General features: G+C 60.5%; 15 protein-coding genes and 2 pseudogenes. 8 read left to right on the forward strand and 9 right to left on the reverse strand.

The features are described 5' to 3' along the window. Nucleotides 1-164: 164 nt before the first annotated feature. From OH720_RS09640 to OH720_RS09665, 6 genes and pseudogenes are all read right to left on the reverse strand, one after another. Nucleotides 165-693, reverse strand: a pseudogene (locus OH720_RS09640) (dihydrofolate reductase family protein). Between the two features lie 229 nt (nt 694-922). After that, nucleotides 923-1,300 (reverse strand): hypothetical protein, encoded by a 378-nt coding sequence (locus OH720_RS09645; protein ID WP_272605403.1) that lies wholly within the window; start codon nt 1,298-1,300, stop codon nt 923-925. Nucleotides 1,301-1,688: 388 nt separating this feature from the next. Beyond that, on the reverse strand, nt 1,689-3,389 hold the full coding sequence (locus OH720_RS09650) for an aspartate:alanine exchanger family transporter (RefSeq protein ID WP_272605404.1): 1,701 nt from the start codon (nt 3,387-3,389) through the stop codon (nt 1,689-1,691). A gap of 86 nt (nt 3,390-3,475) precedes the next feature. Next, nucleotides 3,476-4,558 (reverse strand): calcium/proton exchanger, encoded by a 1,083-nt coding sequence (cax, locus tag OH720_RS09655; RefSeq protein ID WP_272605405.1) that lies wholly within the window; start codon nt 4,556-4,558, stop codon nt 3,476-3,478. 245 nt (nt 4,559-4,803) lie between these two features. Next, the gene (locus tag OH720_RS09660; RefSeq protein ID WP_272605406.1) at nt 4,804-5,610 is read right to left on the reverse strand and encodes a lytic transglycosylase domain-containing protein; all 807 of its coding nucleotides are present in this window, start codon (nt 5,608-5,610) and stop codon (nt 4,804-4,806) included. A gap of 181 nt (nt 5,611-5,791) precedes the next feature. Further along, nucleotides 5,792-6,709 (reverse strand): LysR family transcriptional regulator, encoded by a 918-nt coding sequence (locus tag OH720_RS09665; RefSeq protein ID WP_272605407.1) that lies wholly within the window; start codon nt 6,707-6,709, stop codon nt 5,792-5,794. 66 nt (nt 6,710-6,775) lie between these two features. On the opposite strand from OH720_RS09665, the gene OH720_RS09670 reads away from it, so the two are divergent. Next, nucleotides 6,776-7,393, forward strand: a complete 618-nt coding sequence (locus OH720_RS09670; protein ID WP_272605408.1) for a LysE family translocator — start codon at nt 6,776-6,778, stop codon at nt 7,391-7,393. On the opposite strand, the gene OH720_RS09675 is transcribed toward OH720_RS09670, so the two are convergent. After that, nucleotides 7,378-8,034 (reverse strand): TetR/AcrR family transcriptional regulator, encoded by a 657-nt coding sequence (locus tag OH720_RS09675; protein ID WP_272606427.1) that lies wholly within the window; start codon nt 8,032-8,034, stop codon nt 7,378-7,380. The genes OH720_RS09670 and OH720_RS09675 overlap by 16 nt on opposite strands. A gap of 212 nt (nt 8,035-8,246) precedes the next feature. Between OH720_RS09675 and OH720_RS09680 the strand changes: the two are divergent. Continuing rightward, nucleotides 8,247-8,501: pseudogene (locus OH720_RS09680) on the forward strand (M24 family metallopeptidase); the annotation flags it as partial. A gap of 385 nt (nt 8,502-8,886) precedes the next feature. On the opposite strand, the gene mhpT reads toward OH720_RS09680, so the two are convergent. Further along, nucleotides 8,887-10,104, reverse strand: coding sequence for a 3-(3-hydroxy-phenyl)propionate transporter MhpT (mhpT, locus tag OH720_RS09685; RefSeq protein ID WP_272605409.1), 1,218 nt, complete (start codon nt 10,102-10,104; stop codon nt 8,887-8,889). Between the two features lie 332 nt (nt 10,105-10,436). Between mhpT and OH720_RS09690 the strand changes: the two genes are divergently transcribed. Next, entirely contained in the window at nt 10,437-11,759 is a 1,323-nt protein-coding gene (locus tag OH720_RS09690; RefSeq protein ID WP_272605410.1) for an OprD family porin, read from the forward strand. Between the two features lie 44 nt (nt 11,760-11,803). On the opposite strand, the gene OH720_RS09695 is transcribed toward OH720_RS09690, so the two are convergent. Beyond that, nucleotides 11,804-12,292, reverse strand: coding sequence for a MarR family winged helix-turn-helix transcriptional regulator (locus tag OH720_RS09695; protein ID WP_180205108.1), 489 nt, complete (start codon nt 12,290-12,292; stop codon nt 11,804-11,806). 209 nt (nt 12,293-12,501) lie between these two features. Here OH720_RS09695 and OH720_RS09700 point away from each other — a divergent pair, with 209 nt between their 5' ends. The 5 genes from OH720_RS09700 to OH720_RS09720 all read left to right on the forward strand — a co-directional run bounded on the left by OH720_RS09700 (nt 12,502) and on the right by OH720_RS09720 (nt 19,929). Continuing rightward, nucleotides 12,502-13,332: a p-hydroxycinnamoyl CoA hydratase/lyase gene (locus tag OH720_RS09700; RefSeq protein WP_180205107.1), complete on the forward strand. Its 831-nt coding sequence runs from the start codon at nt 12,502-12,504 to the stop codon at nt 13,330-13,332. Between the two features lie 96 nt (nt 13,333-13,428). Continuing rightward, nucleotides 13,429-14,877 (forward strand): aldehyde dehydrogenase, encoded by a 1,449-nt coding sequence (locus OH720_RS09705; RefSeq protein WP_272605411.1) that lies wholly within the window; start codon nt 13,429-13,431, stop codon nt 14,875-14,877. A gap of 115 nt (nt 14,878-14,992) precedes the next feature. Then, a complete protein-coding gene (locus OH720_RS09710; RefSeq protein ID WP_272605412.1) occupies nt 14,993-16,882 on the forward strand; it encodes a feruloyl-CoA synthase in 1,890 nt (629 codons plus the stop codon). After that, entirely contained in the window at nt 16,879-18,120 is a 1,242-nt protein-coding gene (locus OH720_RS09715) for a thiolase family protein (protein WP_272605413.1), read from the forward strand. Before OH720_RS09710 ends, OH720_RS09715 begins: the two co-directional genes overlap by 4 nt. 42 nt (nt 18,121-18,162) lie before the next feature. After that, the gene (locus OH720_RS09720; protein WP_272605414.1) at nt 18,163-19,929 is read left to right on the forward strand and encodes an acyl-CoA dehydrogenase; all 1,767 of its coding nucleotides are present in this window, start codon (nt 18,163-18,165) and stop codon (nt 19,927-19,929) included. The last annotated feature ends 272 nt before the right edge of the window (nt 19,930-20,201 follow it).

The raw sequence follows: 20,201 nt of genomic DNA on the forward strand, positions 1-20,201 counted from the left end.
TTTGAATCGACTGCGAGATTTTTTCCTGAATCACTCCAGCTTGCCGGAGAAGATAATCAGCAAGGGGGTGACCAGGGAGGCGCAGGCGCTGTTGCGGGCGGTGCTGAATCCGCTGGAATGAGCATGTCAGGGCAGTTTCATTACTGCCCCCGAACACGATTGGTTCATGCTGCCAGTCGATAGGTGGACTGCACCAACCCCGAAGGAAAGCAGCGGCTGGATATCAGTTGCAAGTCAACATCCTGCGCAAGGCTGCCGAACAATGGCCGACCCGAGCCGATCAACACGGGAACGGTGCTTATCACCATGTCGGCGACCAATCCATCGCGCTAGAAGGACTGCACCAACTGACCGCCATCGACATAGACCCGATGAATACCTTGCCTCGCCAATTCAACCATCAAGTCCCCGGGCGCAAGCCTGGAGAAACGCACCTTGCCCTTCAACGCCTCGGGCACCGGCGAATCAGCCAGACAGCACCACCACCGGCAACTCGTAGAACCAGGTGTCGAAGGTCGCCACCTTCTCACAGGTCCCCCGCCCCATCACGATCACATCCTTGTCGTCAATGAACGCCGAGTAGCCATGATCCTCGGTCTGATCATCGCGCTGAAAAAGCCAGTCGATGTCGCCATCGAGCCGTGAGATGAAGCCATCCAGGCTGGTGGCGATGAAAACATGTGCAGTGGTCATCGGGGGGCCTTTGGTTAGGCGGTGTATGACGTTGCGGATTATAAGCGGTTCGTGTTGAGGCGATGGTGGCATCGGTACTCACACTACCAGCAGATCGCTCGAAGCGACGGACACCTTGCACAACCTGTTTCGCTGGGTGGTGAAATACCGTGACCCAGTCGTTGCGGGCAGTGCTTGAATCGGGAGATTGAAGTGGCAACCTGGTGTCGCTTCCGGGCCGTTGCGTCAGTCAGCATTCGATGTAGCCAGCTAAACGCATTACGTCGTTCACATTTTTAAGCCTGGCAGTAAACTCTCCGGCGTTAGTTTCTTTTGCACCGGGAATTCGACCAAGAATTTCCTCGCGCGAATATTTTGGGAGCTTGAGGCATGGCTTCCTGAAATAGAACAACATCCATCTCTGGTTCGGAATGAATGCAAAATCCCAGTCATTACCACGCAAGAAACGAAGATCTTTGATGTGTCCGTGCGAGCTTGGAAAGAAGTCATAGCTTTTCAGCGTTGATGCCCATCCAACCATATACAAGAACGCGTGTTTAGCCTCTGGAGTGCAAAGGATCTCGTAGTATTCCCGGTAAAGCTCACTGTTCTCAGCTCCGCGCAGCATCTCGCCATCTCCCAACACTTAGTGAAGATCACAAGTATGGTGTATGCGCCCAGGTTTCAGGAGCGGGGTCCGTTGGAACCATCCATCAGTTCCTGGCTACCGTTGCGTGACATCATTACGAAGAGGTTGGTCTAGATCCGCCCCGGCTCCACCAGATTCATGAATGTGACGCAGGTCTCTGACCGCAGTAGCCCGGCAGGTAGATCCGATCAAGCCCGCCCAGCACGGCACTGACGAGGTCGCGGGTGTCGCTGTTCAGGCAGAATAACCTCCACTTCAGGAGGCGCGTCGAATGACTGCTCTTGGCCGTTTTCTGCCCATTGCGAGAGGCAGAAAACGGCCAGAAGCGAACGGTCCTCATTAATCCGTAAACCTTGTCCGGTCAGCATCAATCTGCGAGGGTCATCGCGAAGTAGCCGAAGACCGTCAGCAGGACTCCCGAGACGGCAAAGGCTACGGGAAAACCGACCCATGGCACGTTGCTGCCGATCTCTGTCGCGGCCTCCTGGCACGGGCCGGAATGACTGCGGGCGCCGGCCATGCCGCCCATCAACACCGCTGGATTGATCTTCATCAAGTGATAACCAACCACCCAGACGGCGAAAGGCGGCAGCATGCAGGCGACGAAGCCCAGCAGGAATATCTGCACGGCGAGCGAGCCCGTCAATTGGGCCAGAAGGGTGGCACCGGCATTGATCCCGACGATCGCAACGAACACCAGCAGGCCCACGTCCTCAAGGATGTTTCGCGCTGCATTCGGCGTATTGCCGAAAAAGCGCAGGCGCGAAGACAGTGAAGAGATGATGATGCCCGACACCATCAGGCCGCCAGCGCTACCCAGGCCGACAGAGGCGCCAAAGGCGGGAAACTGGATCAGACCGATCAGCAGTCCCAGGGTCATGCCGACAAACAGCGTTAATAAATCGGTCATGCTGCTTGGCCGGGCGATGACGCCAAACAGCTCGCCGGCACGTTGCACGGCTGCAGACAGGCCGGTGACGAAAAGCACGTCGCGGCGTTGCAACCGGGTCTCTGGCCCCACGGGTAGCGGTACGCCGCCGCGCTGGAGGCGCGTCAACTGAAGCTGCCCGGCCAGGTCCAGCCCGCGGAACTCCTTGAGCTGCTTACCGATGACGGTTTTTTCGGTCACCAGGATTTCCGCGTGGTCCAGCGGTACGGCGAGCGCCTTGGCGTCATCGACTTCCGGGCCGATCAGGCCGATGTTGGACGTCAGGCCGGTACGCGTACTGCCAAGGGAAATCACATCTCCCGCCTGCAGCCGGGTTTCAGGATCTGCCCCTATCGACTCATCGCTGCGATGGACATCGACGATACGATACTCCGGGAATCGAGCGATGAATTCGCGGATGCTGAGGCCGATGGTCGCAGGATTTTCCAGGCGATAAGCACGCAATCCGAAGGCCTTGTTTGCGGTGAGGCCGTCGTCATCGACATCATGCATGCCATGCTGTTCTTCATAGCGGCGGGCTGCCGCCTTGGCATCGACACCCCACCAGCGCGGCATGTATTTGCACATCAGCACGATACCGATGGTGCCCCATAGGTAGGTAATGCCATAGGACAGGGTAATCATCGCCGAGACCCCCTCGACAGTTTCACCCGCTGCGAGTTTGACAGCTCCTGAGGCAACCGCCTGTTCGGCCGAACCGATGGCAGAGGACATGGTCGTGGCCCCGGCGAGTGTCCCGCCGGCCACGCCCGTCGGCAGGTTCAAAAGACGAGCCCCCAATACCACTACGGCCAGGCTGAGCAAGCTGCAGATGACCGCCAGGAGGGTGAACTTCAGCCCATCATCCTTCAGGCTATTGAGGAAGGAAGGACCGACCCGCAATCCTACCCCGTACATGAACAAGTAGTAGAAGAGGTTCATGGTGAAGGTGTCGAGCTTGAGCGTGATCCCATGGAGGGATGCGGCAATGGCAACGCCACAGCCCACCACGATGGCGCCGCCAACGGTACCCAAGCCATATCCCTTGAGGGTGAAACGGCCGATCAGCACCGCCAGGCTGACCACCAGGAACAGCAACATGTAGGGGTTGGCATGGAGAAACGTGAAGAGTGCCTGCACCGGTTGATTCCTCCTTTTCGCGACGTTAATGCCGCCGTGTCAGCGCCAGGTTTTCCAAGGCTACTTGAGGTGAAAAAGTGCTTTGCTCATGGACTGTATGGGGTGGACGCATCTGGAGTGAAGAAGAAGGCCAGGCCAAGGATCAGGTAGACAGCGAGCAGTTGCACGCCTTTGAGCCAATCCGAGCGACCGTCGCCAGCTACCTGGCCGGTAATCAGCACCGCTAACAGGACGCTCAGTACCAAACCACCGGAAAAGGCCAGCCCCATGGGCGCAGGCCCAATGAAAAGACTGGCCAGTACCAGAAGTGGCGCGACCAGCAGGGCCACCTGGACGCTGGAACCGATGGCGATCGACAGTGCAAGGTCCATGCGGTTCTTCATGGCGGCCGAGACCGCCGAGACATGCTCGGCTGCATTGCCAAGGATTGCCACGACAAACACACCGACAAAGAGGTTGCTCAGACCCAGCTGACGCGCACTGGGCTCGATGGCACCCACCAGGATCTCGCTGATCCAGGCGACCAGCACCGTTGAGACGCCAAGCACCAACAAAGCCTTGCCGGTTGACCAGGGCGGTGTCTGATCAGTGTCCTGCTCGATGCTGGAAGAACCGGAAAACAGGCTTTTGTGGGTAATCAGCGAATACACCAGGAACAGACCGTATACCAGGAGCAAAATCAGCGAGATGTACAGGCTCAGCGACTGCAGGCCTTGGGGATTACGGGGTGTGATGACGGCGTTGTAGGCAGCCGGCAGAATGAGGGCGATGGTGGCCAGGGTCAGCAGGGTAGCCTGGGAGCGGGCCCCCGAAATGTTGTACCGTTGTTCGGTGTGACGCAGCCCGCCCGCCAGCATGGCGAGGCCCAGCACCAGCAGGATGTTGCCGACGATAGAGCCGACAATGGAGGCCTTCACCACATCGTACAGACCCGCGCGCAAGGCACTCAGGGCAATGATCAGCTCGGTGGCATTACCGAAGGTGGCATTGAGCAAGCCACCTACTCCCTCTCCGGAGCGTTCCGCCAGATGCTCCGTAGCCCGTCCCAACCAACCTGCAAGCGGTACGATGGCCAATGCCGCCATCAGGAAAACCAGTAGGTGGAGGTCCGCTGCGACATATTCCAAGGCAATGGCTATGGGAACGAAGACAAGCATCCAGTTGAGCATTCAAGTCTTCCTCGCGCCGATGCGACGCGATCCATGGAGACGGAGGTCCCGTAAGAGTGGTCCGTATTCCTTGTCTCGTCGAAAAAATTTCTGGAATGATGTCAGGACCACCCTTTTTAGCCTGCAAGTCATGGCCAGTGAACTTGAGCATAGAGGCATGTGGATTCAACCGGTGAGTGTGGGCGGGCGGTCGAGCCAATCCCCGCACGGCGTATTACCTGTTTCGGGTTATGCGCCCTACGGTACTAGCGCTGTTTGCGATAGCGTTCGGTCAAGGACTGCACGAGGGTGACGTAGGATTGCGTCTCGGCGTAGGGCGGCACCCCGTTGTATTCGTCCACGGACGCTTCCCCGGCGTTGTAACCTGCCAACGCCAGCATCTGGTTGCCGTTGAAGCGCTTGAGCAGCCAGGCCAGGTAGCGCACGCCGCCACGAATGTTCTGTCGTGCGTCGAACGGATCGTCCACGGCGAAGCGCTCGGCGGTGGCGGGCATCAACTGCATCAGCCCCTGGGCGCCGGCATCGGAAATGGCGTTGGGGCGAAACGCCGATTCGGCGTGTATCACCGCGCGGATCAGCGCCCGGTCGACACCGTAATGTCCGGAAGCTGCTTCGATCTCCCGCCGATAGGATCGGGTGTCCAGGCGCAGTGAGGTGACCTTGAAATCCTTCGGCACGATGCACAGGTAGCAGCCCTTGATGTAATAGAGCTCAAGGACATCGACCCGTGCGGAGATCCCGACCGGGCGCCGGCTCACATATTGACGAATACCCTTGTGGATGAAGGTGTAGACCCGAATCCGCATCGCACCCGGGGTGTCATCCCGCACAACCTGTGGCAGGGCCTTTGCCTTGGCGCCGGCATCGGTGCCCGCCATGTCATTGAGGCGAGTGCAGCGGGCGCTGGCGATGGCCTGGCTGGTGTAGCTGATGGCTCCGTCCCTGGCTTGGCACTTGAACATGGCGCTGGCGCACAGCGGGGTGGCCAGCAAGGCCAGCTCGATGCCGCCAATAAGGCCCTTGCGAGCCCATCGCCATGCTCTGGAATTCATCACATCGCTCCGCGCCGCAGGCGCCGATCAGGCTGGGGCGCCTGGCCCGGGCGCTGCCTTTGGAGGACCTGTTCCGGGTGACCCGCCTGTTGTTCTGTTAGTTATACCCCTTGTAACCGGCCTTGGAACTTGCGTTGACGTACGGGCTGCCGGAATGGATGCAACTTAAGATCGACAAGCGTCAGCCCACTGCCTGCAACCAGTCAAGTAAATCCATTTCCAGGCTGCCTGGCTTAGGGGGGGAGGGAGATAACAGGCAGTAGCGTGAGCCGTCTTCAACAAATCCTAATGGCGCGGCCAACATACCGCTCTGGATTTCGTCGCGCACCAGGTGCCATGGACCAATGGCCACGCCGAGGCCAGCGACAGCCGCCTGGATGCTGAAGTAAAAGTGCTCAAAAGATTGCATCTCCACGGCAGGAGTGGGCAGCCCTTTTGCACTGGCCCATTCCTGCCACGCCGCAGGCCGGCTATTGGTCTGAAGCAGCGGGGCCGAAGAGCGCAGGCATTTGCTGTTTTTGTCGAACCACTGATCTGCCTTTTCTGGCCGGCACACAGGGCCGACCTTCTCCGGGAACAGGGTCTCGGCATGATAGCCGGGGGGGCGAGGAAAATCGTCCCGCCGAATGGCCAGGTCTATTCCATGGTCGAATGAAAAGAGGCCGCCGCCGGCCACTAAATGAATGTCCATCCCTCGATGATGTTTTTGGAAGTCGCTCCAGCGAGGAATCAACCATCGCATTAACAGCGTTGGCTCGCAGGACAGGACAAGCTGACGAGCACGACGGGCATCGGTGCGTATCTCGCGAACGGCCTGGTGCATCAATCCAAGCCCTTCACTCACCGCTTTCGCCAGGCGTCTTCCGGCGTCCGTTAAAAAAACCCTGCGGCTCCGCCGCTCGAACAGGTCAACGCCCAGATCCTCTTCAAGCAAGCGCACGGCTCGGCTTATGGCACCTGGTGTCAGATGCAGTTCGTCCGCTGCGCGGGCGAAGTTTTCGAACCGACCGGCTGATTCGAAGCAACGCAACGCGAGCAGAGAAGGCATGCGCGCTTCAGGGATTGGTGAGCTGTAGTCACCATGTTCATCAGGAATCATCGTTATTACCAGAGAGCGGCATCTGCAAAAATAGCTTTATACCACCAACAAATCGAAGAGTGCCCCATGAGCGAATGGATAGCAGTAATCACCATTACAATACTCGCATGCATCAGTCCCGGGCCGGATTTCGCCATGGTTTCTCGCAACGGATTGCTGCTGTCTCGACGGGCGGGCGTCCTCACCGCTGTGGGAATTGGCATGGGGGTGCTTGTCCACGTGTGCTACACGCTGCTCGGACTAGGGTTAGTGCTTCAACAAACGCCCTGGTTGTTCAATACGCTGAAGCTGGCTGGCGCTGCGTATCTCGTCTACCTGGGCATCAAAATGCTTCGCTCCAGGGCGGCTATTGAACAGCTGGACGCACCGCCTCCCGCCATGTCAGATCTGGCCGCTCTGCGTACGGGATTTCTCACGAACGCGTTGAATCCGAAAACATCGATCTTCATCGTCAGTCTGTTCATGGGTGTTGTACGACCGGACACCACCTTGCCCGTGCAAATGGCATACGGGCTGTTCATCGCTGGGGCGCACGTGGTGTGGTTCAGCCTCGTCGCGCTGTGTTTCTCAGCCGGGAGGGTGCGCGAGAAATTGGTGGCTGCACGGCAATGGATCGACCGGATTTTTGGCGGCCTGCTCGTGAGCTTCGGGATATTGCTGACAGTCGCTCAGCGTTCCGTCTGAGTTGAATCAGCCCTTGCGCAGGGGGGAGCGGTCGATCTGGTCGGCGCTGAAGACGTGGACGTGTCACGGGAAGATGAAGCCAAACTCACCCCGCTGATCACCATCCGGGTAATGGTCGCCGCCGCGCTCCTGTAGTCGGCGTCGTCCGGTTTTGCTGTGCCCGTAATCAGCGACATCTGCCAACCCAGATTGGTATAGGTTCGGGTTGCCGACCAGATGAAGAGCATCAAGTGTTCGGGATCGGCTGGCGCGAGCAGGCCTCGATCAATCCAGCTGCGCAGGCAATCGACGTTGCGCCGGGCCTCGGCTTGCAGCAAGTGCTTGCACTCCTCAGGCAAATGTTTTCCACCAAACAACAATTCGTGGCTGAAGGCTTTTGAGCTCAGGGGGTTTTCTTGAATGATGCGAATCCGGGCGTGTATGTAGGCCTGCAAACCCACCACCGGGTCGTCGCTTTCTCTCAACGCGGCTGAAGCTTTTAGCAGAGGCTCAACAAAGCTCAACAGGACTTGAGCGTATAGATGCTCTTTGCTTTGAAAGTAGTAATAGAGGTTTGCCTTGGGCACCCCGGCGCGCGCCGCGATGTCACGCGTCTGGGTTGCGTCGAAGCCAGTCGCTGAAAACGCTTCACTGGCCGCCATCAGGATCAGCTGCTGATTGCGCTGGCGGATGCGAGTCGCCGTGGGCTTGGAAGAGTGATCCCGCGCGCTGCAGTGATCACAGGTAACGGGGCTAAAGATCGTCATAAGGTTGGGTTGAAGCCTGGGTCATGGCTTTATCTTTGATATCGAGTATCGCAATATACAAAACTATATAGCGATTGGCCTGTGCTTTCTTACCAAGGGAGTGAATGATGAGTACGGTGTTGAGCAGCAAAGAAGCGGTAGGTGAACGTTACGAGCTGGAAACGATGCGTCACGCACAACAGATGACCTGGGAGGCCATCGACCGGATCGCCCGTGTCATCACGCCCGGCATGCGTGAATCCGAGGCCCGGTTGCGAGGCCAGGAGATTCTGCTGGAACTGGGTATGGATCGGATCTGGCACCCGTTGCTGATCCGCTTCGGCGCCAACACGCTCAAGACTTTCAACAACAAAGGGGACGGATCTATTTTTCAACAAAGGGGACGGATCTATTTTTCGGGGCTGCAGGGACAATCCAAAAAAATAATCCCGTCTCCTCTTCTGGGCCGATTGCTGTCTTACCAAGGGCTGCAACCTGCCAATTCTGTTGCCCGGAAGGCGTTGATGCCTGCTTCGATAATGTCGGCGGCGACATGCTCGATGCCTTGTTGATGCACATGGCCCCGCGTAAAGCTCATGCCCTCGGTCATCTTGGGCGTGCAGATGAAAGGATTTTTTACCCAGGTCGATGGCGGCGATAGCTACTTTGCTCATGACAATGGTCTCCGATGGGCCCCTAGCGAAAGCTTCGTGAGCTATCGCTAGGGGCAGCGGGGGTAACCATTTCATTAGTGTGGAGATCAACCGCTTAGTTGGCGGTCTTAAGTTGCACTTCGGCGGTTGTTCCGGAGCGGGCGATTACGGTCAGGATCGACAAGGCGGCGATCACCAGCCCGGGTGAGGTTGCCAGCAGCACGCCAGTGGTGCCCGCTCCGGCGGCAAGGATTTGCCCGGCGGCCAAGGGACCAGCCACCGAGCCCAGTCGGCCGATTGCCACGGCGGCACCCACACCGGTGGCTCGCACTGCAGTCGGGTAGGACGGTGGCGCCAAGGCGTAAAGCACTAGTTGCGCAGCCATGACGAATAACCCGGCGGCAAACCCGGCGATCGCCATCGGCAGGATACCCACCGCCAAACCGGCCCCAGCCAGCGCCGTCAGCAACCCGGCATACACGAACAGCACGACCTTGAAACCGTTGCAACGGTCCAGGAGCAGACCGCCGAGCAGCGAGCCCAGGGCGCCGCCGATGTTGAACAGCATCTGCACCAGACCCGCCTGGGGTTTACTGAAGCCCTGTTCCAGCAGTAACGAAGGCAGCCAGTTGAGCAGCATGTACATCACGGTCAAGGTGAAGAAATAGCTCAGCCACAAGGCTAGGGTGTTGCGTGTGCGGCCTTCGCCGAACAGCGCCTGGGCGCTAGATGGCCGCTGGTTGCCAGTGGCTGAATGTTGCTGGCGGAAGGCGCTGGATTCAGGCAGCAGCAGGGCCATCAGTGGTACGACCAGCAAGGGCACCAGGCCGCCGATGATGAAGGTGGTTTGCCAGTGTTCACTGGAAAACATTGCCACCACCGCCGCGAGCGCACCGCCTAGGGGGACGCCGCAGTACATGACACTGATGGCGGTGCCGCGTTTGCGTTCGCTCACGGATTCGGCGCATAAGGCGATCAGGTTGGGCAGGGCGGCGCCCAGGCCCAGGCCGGTCATGAAGCGCACCAGCAGCAAGCTGGAGTAGCTCTCGACGTAGGCCGTGCACAGGGAAAACAGGCCGAACAGAAGCACGGCACCGACGAGGATTTTCTTACGGCCGATGCGATCGGCGACCCAGCCGCCAAAAAACGCTCCGGGCAGTAAGCCGATGATCCCGGCGCTGAACACCCAGCCCATCATCTTCGGGTCCAGGGCAAAACTCTGGCGCAGCCCGGCGGCAGCGGTGCCGGTGGCCTGCAGATCGAAACCCTCGATCAGCGCAACGATAAAGCACAAAGCGATTGTCAGCGTCGAACGACGCGATGGGCTGTCCATGGGTGGAACCTCATTGTTGTTTTTGTTGTGGAGTCGAGCCATCCCATCGCACGGGGTACGCTGAAGATGACTGCTGGTGAATAAGATAACAAAGATAACTAAAAAATGAACTGCCCAATGAAAATCGCAAAAAACAACAAATAAGTCATATAAATCATGTACTAAGATCTACATCACGCAACCATCTGAAAAATAGATAACAATATTAATGTTCGATTATCGCTCATTTGCCATTGACAGCGGTCATCGGCCGTTTCCATTCTCTGTCCGCGAAGCCGGCTGCACTGGGCTCTGCCGGCGGCACAAACAACAATAAAAAATGGAAATCGAATATGCCAAATCTCCCCACGCACGACGTTGCGACGGCATCAGCCACCTGTGTGCCCGGTATCAACCGAGGGTTGGTCCTGGCGCTGCTCGGCTTGAGCGTTCTACCCACCCAGCTTCGCGCCGGGGGCTTCATCGAAGACAGCCATGGCACCTTGACCCTGCGTAATTACTACCTGGACCGCCAGTACAAGGACGATGGCGCCAAGTCCGCCGCCCAGGAATGGGCCCAGGGTTTCATCATGAACATGGAGTCGGGGTTCACCCCGGGGCCGCTGGGTTTCGGGCTGGACGTTCGCGGGCTGATGGGGGTCAAGCTCGACTCCGCGCCGGATCGCAGCGGTACCGAGTTGTTGCCGGTGTCGGCCAGCGACAATCGAGCGGCGGATGAGTACTCGCGCCTGGCCCCGACCGCCAAGCTGCGGTTTGCCCAGACCACGGTGAAGTCCGGGGACGTGTCGATCTTCCTGCCGTTTGCCTTTGCCAGCCCCTCGCGACTGCTGCCACAAACCTTTCGCGGCACCACCCTGAGCTCCAGGGACTTCGATGGCCTGACGCTGAACACCGGCTATATCGATCGTATCGACAAGCGCAATTCCACCAACTACGAGGCGATGACCATCGCGTCGCCCAACCGGCGTTTCAACGCCACTGCCACGACCTCGCACATGGCCTATGTGGGAGGCGATTATCAGGTCAGCAAGACGCTGAGCCTGCGGGCCTACCACGCAGAAGTGTCCGACTTGTACCAACAGGACACCTTTGCCTTGCTGCATGACCTGCCCCTGGGCGGAGGGACATTGACCAGCGACCTGCGCAGTTTTTTCAGTCGCGAGGATGGCAGCGCCAAGGGCGGTGAAGTGGACAATCGCAACATCTCGGGACTGTTCAGCTACCGATACGGCGGGCACAAGCTGGGTATCGGTTACATGCATTCCAGTGGCGACTCGGCGACGCCCTACATCTCCGGGACAGAGTTGATGGGCATGAGTGAGCTGACCATGGCGTCGGACTTCCTCAATGCCAAGGAGCGCACGTGGCAGGCCATCTATGACTATGACTTCGTGGCGTCCGGAGTACCCGGGCTGAGGGGCCGGTTGCGTTATCTGCGTGGTGACAATATCGAACTGGCAGCCTTCAACGCCGAGGACCGCAAGGAGCGCGAGTTCCAGATGGAGCTGGGTTACCTGGTGCAGAGCGGTCCGCTGAAAAACGTCGCACTGGTGGCGCGCAAGGCGATCTACCGCAACGATTTCCCGAGCGGCGCGGCATTTCGCGATGAAAACCAGACCCGCTTCCTGGTGACCTACACCTTGCCGATCTGGTAACCGCCTACAGGCTATTCACCGGCACGCTCATTCGGAGCGTGCCGTCACTCCTGATAAATCTTCTTCAGCAGGCGCAGCAGCTCTTCGCGTTCCTGATCGTCCAGTGCCGAGGTGGCGTCCAGGTCGCTTTGCGCGGCGATCTGGTTCAGCTCCTTGAGCAGGGTCTCGCCGGTCTTGCTGAGGAAGATCCCATAAGAGCGCTTGTCCGGTTTGCAGCGCACGCGAACCGCCAGCGCACGGCTTTCCAGTTTATTGAGCAGCGGCACCACCTGGGGCGGCTCGATGGTCAGTGCCCGGGCCAGATCGGCCTGCATCAGGCCGGGGTTCTGGTTGATGATCGCCAGGGCCGAGAACTGCGCGGGTCGCAGATCGTGGGCCGAGAGGCGGCTGATCAGGTTCTGGAACAATTTGAGTTGTGCACGGCGCATGGCGTAGCCGATCAGGTCGTTCAACGCCGAATCGAGTGGTGCCTGCATCTCGGCGCTGGTCGACGCTGCCTCGATCGTCTCGGCGAGGGGGGAGGGCTTGGCCATTGCAGGTGAGTCCTGGGGATTTTGGGTTAACAAGGCTATCTATTTTGCCGACGTTGACCGGTGATTGCTACGGCCAATATCGCTGGCGTTCGGCCGATGGGGCTCTGCGCAAAGGGAAAATGGTTAATTTTATTAATGGTTAATTGACATAACTAATTTACCGGTTTAATTTCCAGTCATCTTCACACCAAGAACAAGAGAGCATCGTCATGAGCAATTACGAAGGTCGCTGGACAACGGTCAAAGTGGAAATTGAGGAAGGCATCGCGTGGGTCATCCTCAACCGCCCGGAAAAACGCAACGCCATGAGCCCGACCCTGAACCGCGAGATGATCGATGTCCTGGAAACCCTCGAGCAGGACCCGGACGCCGGTGTCCTGGTGCTGACCGGTGCGGGCGAAGCCTGGACGGCGGGCATGGATCTCAAGGAGTATTTCCGCGAAGTGGACGCCGGCCCGGAGATCCTTCAGGAAAAAATCCGCCGCGAAGCCTCGCAATGGCAATGGAAACTGTTGCGCATGTACGCCAAGCCGACCATTGCCATGGTCAACGGCTGGTGCTTCGGCGGCGGCTTCAGCCCCCTGGTGGCCTGCGACCTGGCGATCTGCGCCGACGAGGCGACCTTCGGCCTTTCGGAGATCAACTGGGGCATCCCGCCGGGCAACCTGGTGAGCAAGGCCATGGCCGACACCGTGGGTCATCGCCAGTCGCTGTACTACATCATGACCGGCAAGACCTTTGGCGGGCAGAAAGCCGCCGAGATGGGCCTGGTAAATGAAAGCGTACCCCTGGCGCAACTGCGTGAAGTCACTGTGGGGCTGGCGCGTAACCTGCTGGAGAAAAATCCGGTGGTGCTGCGTGCGGCCAAGCATGGTTTCAAACGTTGCCGTGAACTGACCTGGGAGCAGAACGAGGATTACCTCTACGCCAAGCTCGATCAGTCGCGCCTGCTCGACACCGAAGGCGGCCGTGAGCAGGGCATGAAACAATTCCTCGACGACAAGAGCATCAAGCCGGGCCTGCAAGCGTACAAACGCTGAGGTGCTGCGGTCAGTAGCCGGGCGCAGTTGCGCCCCGGTACTACGGTTACATCGTTCTTAATGTATTCCCGACAAAGACTATAAAGAGGAATCACCATGCTGGACGTGCCCTTGCTGATTGGCGGCCAGTCGTGCCCCGCCCGCGACAGTCGAACCTTCGAACGCCGTAACCCGGTGACCGGCGAGTTGGTGTCGCGGGTTGCCGCCGCCACCCTGGAAGATGCCGACGCCGCGGTGGCCGCTGCGCAGAAGGCGTTTCCCGCCTGGGCTGCCCTGGCCCCCAATGAACGCCGCACCCGGTTGTTCAAGGCGGCCGAGCAATTGCAGGCGCGCAGTGCCGAGTTCATCGCGACGGCCGGTGAGACCGGCGCCATGGATAACTGGTATGGGTTTAACGTGCGGCTGGCCTCCAACATGCTGCGGGAAGCGGCGTCGATGACCACGCAGATCAATGGCGAAGTCATTCCCTCGGATGTGCCTGGCAGTTTCGCCATGGCCCTGCGCCAACCCTGTGGCGTGGTGTTGGGCATCGCGCCCTGGAACGCCCCGGTGATTCTCGCCACCCGCGCTATCGCCATGCCATTGGCCTGCGGCAACACCGTGGTGCTCAAGGCCTCCGAGCTCAGTCCTGCGGTGCACCGCCTGATCGGTCAGGTCTTGCAGGATGCAGGCCTGGGCGATGGCGTGGTCAATGTCATCAGCAATGCGCCAGCGGATGCCGCGGCGATTGTCGAGCGGCTGATCGCCAACCCGGCGGTGCGCCGGGTCAATTTCACCGGCTCGACCCATGTCGGGCGCATCGTCGGCGAGCTCTCGGCGCGTCACCTCAAGCCGGCCTTGCTGGAACTGGGCGGCAAGGCGCCCTTGCTGGTGCTCGACGATGCCGACCTGGATGCCGCGGTAGAGGCGGCCGCCTTTGGCGCCTATTTCAATCAGGGGCAGATCTGCATGTCCACTGAGCGCCTGATCGTCGATGTCAAGGTGGCCGATGCCTTTGTCGACAAGTTGGCGGCCAAGGTCGCCACCCTGCGCGCCGGTGACCCCGCAGCTGAGGGCTCGGTGCTCGGTTCGCTGGTGGACGCCAGCGCCGGCACGCGCATCAAGGGCCTGATCGACGATGCCTTGGCCAAGGGCGCGCGGTTGGTGGTCGGCGGACAACTGGACGGCAGCATCTTGCAGCCGACCCTGCTCGACGGCGTCGACGCGAGCATGCGCCTGTACCGCGAGGAGTCCTTCGGGCCGGTGGCGGTGTTGCTGCGCGGGGAGGGGGATGAGGCGCTGCTGCAACTGGCCAACGACTCCGAGTTCGGTTTGTCGGCGGCGATTTTCAGTCGCGATACCGGGCGTGCCCTGGCCCTGGCCCAACGGGTCGAGTCAGGCATCTGCCACATCAACGGCCCGACCGTGCACGACGAGGCACAGATGCCCTTTGGCGGGGTCAAGTCCAGCGGCTACGGAAGTTTCGGTGGCAAGGCATCCATCGAACATTTCACTCAGTTGCGTTGGGTCACCTTGCAGAACGGACCGCGGCACTACCCGATCTGAACAGGCGGGCAAGGCGCAAATAACAATAACAAGGCTGCAGCCAACGGCTGCCACGCTATCGCTGATTCACCTGCGGGTGGCTCGGGTTCAGCGTGCCTCAACGGAGTACAAGCACTTGAGTTCCGAATTCAGTCTACAAGCCCACGCCCAGGCCCAGGCCAGCGCACCGCGCTATCGCCCCGTGTCCATCGGTAACGCGGCGGTCGAGGTGACCGAGCAGCAGGGCGAACTGCACATGCGCTCCCTGGAAGCCTTGGCCGAGATGCCCGTGCGCTTGCTCGACCGCCTCGTGCATTGGGCCCGGGTGCGTCCCGAACAGACCTTTATCGCCGCCCGCCAGGATGACGGGCAATGGCGTCGGGTGAGTTACGCGCAAATGCTCGACAGCGTCCGCGCAATCGCGCAAAACCTGCTGGGTTATGGCCTGTCGGCCGACAAGCCCCTGGTGCTGCTCTCGGGCAATGACATCGAGCATTTGCAGGTCGCCTTTGGCGCCCTGTACGCCGGCATTCCCTATTGCCCGGTGTCGCCGGCCTATTCGCTGTTGTCCCAGGATTTCTCCAAGCTGCGCCACGTGTGCGACCTGCTGCAACCGGGCCTGGTGTTCGTCAGTGATGCCGCGGCGTACCAGCGCGCCATCGACGCCGTACTACCGGCCGATACGCCATTGATCAGCGTCCGTGGCCAGGTCGCGGGTCGTCGCCAGGCGAGCTTTACCAGCCTGCTCGAGCAATCCGGCGGCGCCGAGGCCGAAGCCGCTTTTGCCGCGACCGGCCCGGATAGCATCGCCAAGTTTCTGTTCACCTCCGGCTCGACCCGGCTGCCCAAGGCAGTGATCACCACCCAGCGCATGCTCTGCGCCAACCAGCAGATGTTGTTGCAGACGTTTCCGGTGTTCGGCCAGGAACCTCCGGTGCTGGTGGACTGGTTGCCGTGGAACCACACGTTCGGCGGCAGCCACAACCTGGGCATCGTACTGTACAACGGCGGCAGTTTTTACCTGGACGACGGCAAACCAACCGCCCAGGGGTTTGCCCAGACCCTGCGCAACCTCAAGGAGATATCTCCCACCGCCTACCTGACCGTGCCCAAGGGCTGGGAAGAGCTGGTCTCGGCCCTGGAGCAGGACGCAGAGCTGCGAGAGTGCTTTTTCAAGCGCGTCAGCCTGTTCTTCTTCGCCGCTGCCGGGCTGTCGCAAAGCGTCTGGGATCGCCTGGACCGGGTCGCCGAACAACACTGTGGCGAACGTATCCGCATGATGGCTGGGCTGGGCATGACCGAGGCTGCGCCATCCTGCACCTTTACCACCGGGCCCTTGTCCATGGCCGGTTACATCGGCCTGCCGGCACCGGGTTGCGAGGTCAGGTTGGTACCTAAGGACGGCAAGCTGGAGGGGCGCTTTCGTGGGCCGCACATCATGCCCGGTTACTGGCGCTCACCGCAGCAGACCGCCGAGGTATTCGACGAGCAGGGCTATTACTGTTCCGGTGATGCGCTCAAGCTTGCCGACCCGGATGACGCGCAACTGGGGCTGATGTTCGATGGGCGCATCGCCGAGGACTTCAAGCTGTCTTCCGGAGTGTTCGTCAGTGTCGGCCCGCTGCGCAATCGTGCGGTCCTGGAGGGCTCGCCCTACGTCCAGGACCTGGTCGTGACCGCGCCGGATCGTGAGTGCCTGGGCGCGCTGGTGTTCCCGCGGTTGTACGAATGCCGCCGCCTGGCGGGGCTCGATGCCAGTGCCAGCGATGCCCAGGTGCTGGCCAGCGCGTCGGTGCGCCAGTGGTTCGCCGACTGGTTGCAGCGGCTCAATCGCGACGCCAGCGGCAACGCCAGTCGCCTGGAGTGGATCGCGTTGCTCGACGAGCCCGCGTCCATCGATCGCGGTGAAATCACCGACAAAGGTTCGATCAACCAGCGCGCGGTCCTGCAATGGCGTGCGGCCCAGGTCGAGGCGCTGTATCGCGGAGAAGATCCGTCGATCCTGCGCGCGGGGCCACGGTCGTGAGTGGCGCGGGGCAATATTCGTCCTTCAGCGATGTGGCGATTCTTGAAGCGGTGCGCACGCCTTGGGTCGACGTCGGCGGCGCGCTGGCCCAGGTATCGCCCATCGACCTGGGCATCAAGGTCGGTCGCGAAGTGGTGGCCCGTGCCGGGCTAGATCCGCGGGCAGTGGATACGGTGCTGGCTGGCTCCATGGCCCAGGCCAGCTTCGACGCCTACATGCTGCCACGCCATATCGGTCTCTACAGTGGTGTGCCGCAACAGGTGCCGGCCTTGGCGGTGCAGCGTATTTGCGCGACCGGCTTCGAGCTGTTGCGCCAGGCCGGCGAGCAGCTTCAAGGGGGCGCGCAACTGGCATTGTGCGTGGGCGCCGAATCCATGTCGCGCAACCCGATTGCCGCCTACACCCATCGGGGCGGATTTCGCCTCGGGGCGCCGGTGGATTTCAAGGATTTCCTTTGGGAAGCGCTGTACGACCCGGCGCCGGGCCTGGACATGATCGCCACGGCGGAAAACCTCGCCAGGCGTCACGGCCTGAGCCGCGAGGCGGTGGATCGCTATGCCCTCGACAGTCACCAGCTAGCACTGCACGCGCAGACCTGCGGCTGGTTCAGCGATGAAATCGTCCCGGTGGGTAATGAGGTGTTTGAACTGCAAGGCTATCAGTCCCGGGGTATTACCCTGCCGCGTCGATGCAACGAGGTCACCCAGGACAGCCATCCTCGGGCAACCGACTTACCCGCGCTGGCCAGGCTGCAGGCGATTCACTCCGAGGGTGTACAAACCGCCGGCAACAGCTGTGCGGTGGTTGACGGAGCAGCGGCCGCACTGGTCGGCCAAGCCTCGATGAGTACGCGTCCGGTCCTGGCGCACCTGTTGGCCACAGCGGTGGTTGGTGTGGCGCCGGAGTTCATGGGGATCGGCCCGGTTCCGGCGATCCGCTTGTTACTGGAACGCAGTGGGCTGGTCCAGGACGATATCGCGCTGTTTGAAGTCAACGAGGCTCAAGGCGCACAGGTGCTGGCGGTGGCCCGTGAGCTGGAGCTGGATAGCCAACGGCTCAACCGCCGGGGTGGTTCGATCGCATTGGGGCATCCATTGGCCGCCACCGGCCTGCGTTTGGTGATGACCCTGGCGCGGCAATTGCGCGAGCAGCATCTACGATACGGGATCGCCGCTGCCTGTGTCGGCGGCGGGCAGGGCATGGCCGTGCTGATTGAAAACCCGGATTTTCGCGGCTGAACCCTAGCGGTTTTTCTTCCTTTTGCCCACTGGAGGTTTGCCATGTGGCACTACCAGGCGCCGTTGCGCGACATGCATTTCATTCTGGAACACTGGCTGCAGGCGCCCCAGGCATGGAGCCAAATGCCAGCATTCGAGGCCCTCGACTTGCCGTTGGCACTCCAGGTGCTGGGCGAGGCCGGGCGTTTCAGCTCGGATGTATTGGCGCCGCTCAACAGCAGTGGCGATCGCCAGGGGTGCCGCTTCGACAATGGCCGGGTCAGGACGCCGGACGGTTTTGTCCAGGCTTACCAGGCATTCGCCGGAGGTGGTTGGCCGGCATTGGCCTGTGAAGAAACCTTCGGTGGCCAGGGACTGCCGCAACTGCTCGATGCCGCCTTGCAGGAAATGCTCTACGCCAGCAACCACGCCTGGGCCATGTACACCGGAATTGCCCATGGCGCCTACCTGTGTCTCAAGACCCACGCGCCGCAGTGGATCAAGGAGCGCTATCTGCCGCCGATCGTCAGTGGCGAGGCGCTGCCCACCATGTGCCTGACCGAACCCCAGGCCGGCAGCGACGTCGGCCTGCTGCGCTGCCGCGCTGAGGCGCTGGGCGACGGCAGTTATTCGCTGAGCGGCAGCAAGCTGTTCATTTCCGGAGGCGAGCATGACCTGACCGACAATATCCTCCATCTGGTGCTGGCGCGCGTGCCCGGGGCACCCGCCGGTAGTCGTGGTATTTCGCTGTTTCTGGTGCCCAAGCGCCTGGATGACGGCCGAGCCAATGCGCTGCGTTGCGACGGTATCGAAGACAAGATGGGCATCAAGGGCAGTGCCACGTGCTCGCTGGTCTTCGATGGCGCCCAGGGTTGGCTGATAGGCGAGGCGAATCGTGGTTTGACCGCGATGTTCGTGATGATGAACTCGGCGCGACTGCATGTCGGCCTCCAAGGGCTCGGGCATGCCGAGGCTGCGTGGCAGAACGCCTATGCGTACGCGTTGGAGCGCAGGCAAATGCGTGCGCCCAAACGCCCTGTCGGCGTTGCCGGCGAAGGGGTTGACCCGATTCATTATCATCCGGCCATGCGCCGGGTTTTGCTGGAGCTGCAGGCTTGCACCGAAGGCATGCGCGCCGTCGGTTATTGGGCTGCGCATTTGCTCGATCAGGCCGAGCATGCCCCGGTCCTGGTCACTCGGCAGAGTGCCTCGCAACTGGCGGAGCTTTTGACGCCTGTGATCAAGGCTTTTTTCACGGAACAAGGTTTTCGCCTGGCCAGCAATGCCTTGCAGGTCTTCGGTGGCTACGGTTATGTCGCCGAGTTCGCCATTGAGCAGACCCTGCGCGACAGCCGAATCGCGATGATTTATGAGGGCAGTAACGAAATCCAGGCCAATGACCTGCTGCTGCGCAAAGTGCTGGGCGATGACGGCCGCGCCTTCGCTCAGTTGTTGGCAGTGATGCGCGAAGAAGCCGGGCAGGCCGGCGAAACAGCAGGCTGCGCCAGTTTTGGCGCGGAGCTGGCGTTGCTGTGCAATAAACTCGAGGATTTGCACCTGGAGATACGTGATAAGGCAGTCGAGGACGGCGAATATCCCTATCGGGCTGCAGGCGACTTTCTGCGCCTGTGTGGCGTGGCCCTCCTGGCGTTTGCCTGGACCCGAGCGGCGCGTGTTTCCCTGTCGTTAACCGACAGCGACCCTCTGCGCGTCAGCAAGCTGCAAACCGCGAGCTTTTTCTTTGCCTACCTGCTGCCGGAAGCGGATCATCGGATCGCCACCATTCGTGCGGCCAAGGCACCCCTGCCGTTTCTGAGTGAGCATCTGTAGGCGCCAGGAACAACCTAGCCCTCACGGCAGACCTCAGGGATGAAAGCCACATGTATGTGGTATCTGCAATGAACAAGGCCGTGAATACGTTTGACGGGATGGTCGCGGCCCTGCGTTATCACATGTATCAGCCATTCTGATCGCGAATATTGGTGAATATGGCGGCTCTACGGCTCAAGCCCCTTACGATCAAGAACACCGGCGCCTCATTTCCCATTCTCACGGTAGTGAGCAACTTGCGGTTTCAGTCTTCAATGTCTGCATGGAAGATT

The organism is Pseudomonas sp. WJP1, assembly GCF_028471945.1.
GTDB lineage: Bacteria > Pseudomonadota > Gammaproteobacteria > Pseudomonadales > Pseudomonadaceae > Aquipseudomonas.